Raw genomic sequence first — 5,536 nt, forward strand, 5'->3', positions numbered from 1 at the left:
TACCGCAGCTCAAACACTTACTGCTTTAAACACTCTACCAAATGGTGGTATACTACTAATTAGAACTCTTACCGCAACTACTTATACCGCTGCAAACACTTATTTGACAGTTGAATTACCTAGCGCAGCATTGATACAAAAGAAGAAGTTTGTGATCGCGTTTGACGGACCAGTAGGTTCTAATAATATTCTATCTAATGGTGATAATTTTGAAATTGTAGTTAAAACTAGTGAGGCTAACTCTGTATATTATGGTTTTGACATAGGCGCTGCAATACCAAAAGTTCAAATCGACAACTTTCTTGGTAGTGGTATTTATGATATATCAAAATTAGAAAACAACACGCTTCAGAATCAAAGAATGCTCATTTTCAACTCTATTTCAATTGAGTCCCTAGGTCCATTGACTTGGAATTTTACTGAGCCCGAGTGTGCTGTTCAAAACCCTGTTAATTAAGTATTCTATAATTGCTTTTATACAAAACATTAAATCACACGAGAAATAAAGTTAAAATAACTTTACATCTGTTCGGGAACCTTAATTCCCATTAAAGAACAAGCACTTTTTACTACTGCAGCTGTTTTATAACATAACAACAAACGGAATTGTTTTAAATCGGCATTTTCTTCTTCTACAATTTTTGGAACGTTTTGATAAAAGGAGTTAAATTCTTTTACTAATTCGTAAACATAGTTTGCTACAAGTGCTGGACTGTATTTATCTGCAGCAGTGTGAATCACGTCTGTAAATTGTTGTAGTGATTTGATTACGGATATATCTTTATCAGTTAAATCTAAATCTAAAGCGCTTTTTAAAGTATTAGAATCAAATTCAGATTTTTTAAGGATAGATTTGATACGTGCATGAGTGTATTGAATAAAAGGTCCTGTATTCCCTTGAAAATCTACCGACTCTTCTGGATCAAACATCATGCTTTTTTTAGGATCTACCTTAAGCATAAAATATTTTAAAGCTCCTAGACCTATCATCTTATACAGCTTTTCTTTTTCTGAGTCAGATAGTCCTTCTAGTTTGCCTTGTTCTTGTGCAATTTCTTTGGCAGTTGCTGTCATCTCTTCCATCAACTCATCTGCATCTACGACTGTTCCTTCTCGAGATTTCATTTTACCAGAAGGAAGTTCTACCATTCCATAACTTAAATGGTATAAGTTTTCTGCCCAATCGAACCCTAATTTCTTAAGAATCAAAAACAATACTTTAAAGTGGTAGTCTTGCTCGTTTCCTACGGTATAAACCATAGAGTTTATGTGATGATCTTCAACTCGCTGTATAGCTGTTCCTATATCTTGTGTCATATAAACGGCTGTTCCATCACTACGCAACACAATTTTGCGATCTAGTCCATCTTCTGTTAGGTCTATCCAAACTGATCCATCTGGGTCTTTTTCAAAAACACCTTTATCTAATCCTTGTTGAACTACATCTTTTCCTAGTAAGTAAGTATTACTCTCATAATACAAGCTATCAAAGTTGACTCCTAAATTTTTATAAGTAATATCAAAACCATCATATACCCAACCATTCATTTTTTTCCAAAGCGCTACTACTTCTTCATCTCCTTGCTCCCACTTTTGAAGCATTTGTTGGGCAGCAATTAGTGAAGGAGCTTCTTTTTTTGCAGCTTCTTCGGTTGATCCTTGATCGATAAGATTTGCAATTTCTTTTTTGTACTCTTGATCGAACTTTACATAATAATTACCAACTAGCTTATCACCTTTCAAGCCTGTAGACGCTGGAGTCTCTCCATTACCATAACGTTCCCAAGCCAGCATAGATTTACATATATGAATTCCTCGATCGTTTATGATTTGGGTTTTGTTGACTTTACGGCCAGTTGCTTCAATAATATTTGCCACCGAATAACCTAATAAGTTATTTCTAACGTGTCCGAGGTGCAAGGGTTTATTAGTATTAGGTGAGCTGTACTCTACCATAACTCCTGGTTGTGAACTGTCTTGAGCTTTAATACCGTAATTTTCATCACTAAGGATGAGGTTGAAATCTGCCAAGAAAGCTTTTGAGGAGACTTTTACATTCAAGAATCCTTTGATAACTTCTATTTCGGTAATTAAATCGGTGTTTTCTTTTAGATAAGTCCCGATTTGTTCACCTATTACAGCTGGATTACCTTTGATATGACGCAACATAGGAAACACCATGATGGTGAAGTCTCCGTTTTGATCCTTTCGCGTAAGCGTAATTTCTACATTCTCTAGGGTTACGGAAAAAATAGATGATACCGCATTTTTGGTAGCGATTTCTAGTTGTTGAAAAAGCGTCATAATTGCAAATTTTAAGCTTGCAAAGATAAGTATTATGAAAGGCTTATGGAATCTAACGAACTAATCATTAAATAGGTTTTAGATATTAGTGACTCACTTTATTTTTAATCAAGAACTAGCCTTTTATACCTTAAATAATTAATATGCTGTACAATGTTTCTTATAATAATAATAAAATTGATCGTGAAATAAGCGAGGAAGTAGGTGCTGTTCTTACCTTAAAAGAAAGGTGGAAGTTAAAGGGATCTGGCTCTCCTAAGTTGTTTATTACCTCTTGTAGCATTCAAATTCACAATCTTTTAGTGTTAGACAACAATGCGAATTCCTGCAATGTAGAGATCAGGGAAAAGGGGATTATTGTGAGATTCCGTTCTTTGCTTGAAACTTTTGCACTTCCTATACCATTCTATAAGCTTACTATTTACAAAGGTCGTGCTCAAGAATACAGTATTCATAAAGACAATTATTTTGTAAAATTAAAGGCTGATCATAAGCGCATTCACAATTTTTTTGATAAGTTATCGCAGCTTAAATCAGACCAAGGTTTTGAATATATAGATGATCTTTAAATTACATTGATACAATAGGATTCCTATTGTATTTTTATACAATGAAGAAAAAGCTCATTTATCTCCTTATTCTAATACTATTTATTTCTTGTGATTCTCAAAATGAGGATGAAGGAAATAATGATATGGCAGATAATCCTTCTGAAGGTTTATTCTACCGTGGGATGGATCTTTCTTTTTTACCAGAGAATGAGTCTCTAGGAGTAGTTTACAAAGATGAAAATAATCAAGTTATAAATGACAATTACGCATACTTATCCAATAGCGGTGTAAATCTCGTACGTGTAAGGTTATGGGAGAATCACATTGATCAAGAGTATAATTTACAAAACTTGAAAACACAAGCTTTGAAAATTAAAGCTGCTGGAATGGATTTGCTATTAGATTTTCATTACTCAGACACTTGGGCAGATCCTGGAAGACAAAATATACCAGCTGCCTGGCAAGGTTTAACTATTCAAGAATTATCTATCGCTGTAAACAATTATACGACTCAGGTGATCAACGAATTAAAAAACCAAGGAACAGCACCAGATATAGTTCAAATAGGCAACGAGACCAACAACGGTCTATTATGGCCGCTAGGTAAAATTTATGAAAATGGAAATGAAGATTTTGATAACTATGTACAAATAACTAATGCCGCAATAAGTTCAGTACGGTCCACGTTACCTGAGACGCAAATAATGATTCATCACGCCGGTGTAAGTAATGCTAGTTATTTCTTTGAACAATTGAACAATCGTAATGTGGATTTTGATATTGCTGGTCTAAGTTATTATCCATGGTGGCACGGATCAAATATGTCTACTATAGAGACAGACTTGAACTCACTTGCAATAGGCATCGAGCAAAAAATTATGATTGTAGAGACCGCTTATCCATTTACTTTAAACTGGAATGATAATTTGAATAACATCATAGGTCTCAATAATCAAGTAACTCCTAATTATCCTGCATCATTCTTAGGACAAAAGGATTTCCTGATGAAAATAAAATCAATGCTTAAAAGTTTACCAGATAACAAAGGAATCGGCTTTTGTTATTGGGCTCCCGATTGGGTGGCACATGATCTAGGTGATCAAAGCTTTATGAATGGAAGCAGCTGGGAGAACCTTGCTTCGTTCGATTTTAATCATAAAGCTACTCCTACAATCGAAGTATTTGCAGCAGAATAGAAAAATTTTACTTTTCTAGACAACCTTTTACAAACACTCTCGTCTTTATAGATAGAAAGCATGTAAATTGTGAAGGTGATACAACTTTATACTAACGAGAAAAAGCTTATTGAAAAAGCGACCAAGGGCGATAGAAAAGCCCAGAAGCGTCTTTTTGAGAAGCATGCACCTAAAATGCTGAGCGTTTGTAGACAATATATTTCACCAGTTGAAACTGCTGAAGAAATAATGCTAAACGGCTTTTTTAAAACTTTTACAAAATTACATACCTACACTCATCAAGGGAGTTTTGAAGGTTGGGTAAGAAGAATAATGGTCAGAGAATGTATTGATCACTTGAGGAAGAAAGACCCATTTAGATTCAAAGATGAGATCAACGAGGAAAAAGTAGGCTGTGGTGAAGATGATCAAGAAGAAGAGTCAGAATTACCTCTTGATTTAATACAAGAATGTATAGATGGTTTATCTGATGGTTATAAGAGTGTTTTTGTGATGTACGCCATAGACGGCTTTAAACACAAGGAAATAGCCCAAGCACTACAAATAAGTGAGAATACGAGTAAGACCCAATACCGTAAAGCAAGATTACAATTGCAAGAACAAATTTTAAGAATAAGAAAGCAACAATATGAAGCTTAATAATATAAAAAACTCTTTTGAAAATCGCAGGATAGAACCTAGTGCAAATGCATGGGATCAACTAGCATCGCGATTAGATCAAGAAGAAAAGAAAAGTAAGAAACCAGTACTGTTTTGGCTGGGCGCTATTGCAGCTGTACTGATTTTGGGTGTATTCATCTATCCTATGTTATCATCTGATATCGTGATTAAAAAAGACTTATCAAATGAAGTTGTAATCGATAAAACTGAACCAGCAGAAGTTATTCCTGTTCATAAAGTTAAAGTTAATCCAGTAATTGATATAGAAGATGATCAATTAAAAAACATCAATGACTCACAACAAGCTGCAGCTTTAATTGAAGAGAAAAACGAGAAATCAAAGAGTATCATTACTTATAACAATTTAAAAGACAATAAAGTAGAAAACACTGGAGCAGTGATCATAAATCCAAAAGATAAAACGGCAATAGCTTTTAATCACGGTGCAGAAAATTCCTTGATAGAAGATAGTTCAATTGATCCAAGGATTACAGTTGAAGTAGTTGAGGCAAGGCCTAAAAAACTCACTGCCGAAGAAGAAATGGAGCTATTGCTAAATCAAGCTATTAAGGAGGTAGAAACAAAAGAGTACGCGACGAAAGATCTAAATATCGATCAATTAGTAAGGGAAACTGAATGGGACATAGAGGCTGATAGACGCAATAGATTCAATAATTACTTATATGACCAATTGGGTAAACTCAAGAAAGAAGCGGTCGCAACCTTAACTGGAAAAAAATAATCAACAAATCATAAACTATTAAAAGCAAGCTGTTTACCAAAACGGACAGCCTAAACTATATCTAAAATCAATTCTCATGAAAA

6 protein-coding genes are annotated in these 5,536 nt (G+C 34.3%); 5 read left to right on the forward strand and 1 reads right to left on the reverse strand.

The genetic code is table 11. The annotated features are described in order from the left end of the window. Positions 1 to 457 (forward strand): hypothetical protein (locus tag A9Q93_RS10825; protein ID WP_303687419.1); only part of this gene is annotated, 457 nt, incomplete at its 5' end. A 62-nt stretch (positions 458 to 519) separates the two neighbouring features. Here A9Q93_RS10825 and argS read toward each other — a convergent pair. Then, positions 520 to 2,304, reverse strand: a complete 1,785-nt coding sequence (argS, locus tag A9Q93_RS10830; protein WP_303687420.1) for an arginine--tRNA ligase — start codon at positions 2,302 to 2,304, stop codon at positions 520 to 522. Between the two features lie 143 nt (positions 2,305 to 2,447). Here argS and A9Q93_RS10835 point away from each other — a divergent pair, with 143 nt between their 5' ends. The 4 genes from A9Q93_RS10835 (at position 2,448) to A9Q93_RS10850 (ending at position 5,453) form a co-directional block, all read left to right on the forward strand. Further along, the gene (locus tag A9Q93_RS10835) at positions 2,448 to 2,873 is read left to right on the forward strand and encodes a hypothetical protein (protein ID WP_303687421.1); all 426 of its coding nucleotides are present in this window, start codon (positions 2,448 to 2,450) and stop codon (positions 2,871 to 2,873) included. 41 nt (positions 2,874 to 2,914) lie between these two features. Beyond that, positions 2,915 to 4,051, forward strand: a complete 1,137-nt coding sequence (locus A9Q93_RS10840; protein WP_303687422.1) for a glycosyl hydrolase 53 family protein — start codon at positions 2,915 to 2,917, stop codon at positions 4,049 to 4,051. Positions 4,052 to 4,120: 69 nt separating this feature from the next. Further along, positions 4,121 to 4,690, forward strand: a complete 570-nt coding sequence (locus A9Q93_RS10845; RefSeq protein WP_303687423.1) for an RNA polymerase sigma factor — start codon at positions 4,121 to 4,123, stop codon at positions 4,688 to 4,690. Next, entirely contained in the window at positions 4,680 to 5,453 is a 774-nt protein-coding gene (locus A9Q93_RS10850) for a hypothetical protein (protein ID WP_303687424.1), read from the forward strand. The genes A9Q93_RS10845 and A9Q93_RS10850 overlap by 11 nt, the downstream gene beginning before the upstream one ends. The last annotated feature ends 83 nt before the right edge of the window (positions 5,454 to 5,536 follow it).

This window comes from Nonlabens dokdonensis (assembly GCF_002162835.1).
Lineage (GTDB): Bacteria > Bacteroidota > Bacteroidia > Flavobacteriales > Flavobacteriaceae > Nonlabens > Nonlabens dokdonensis_B.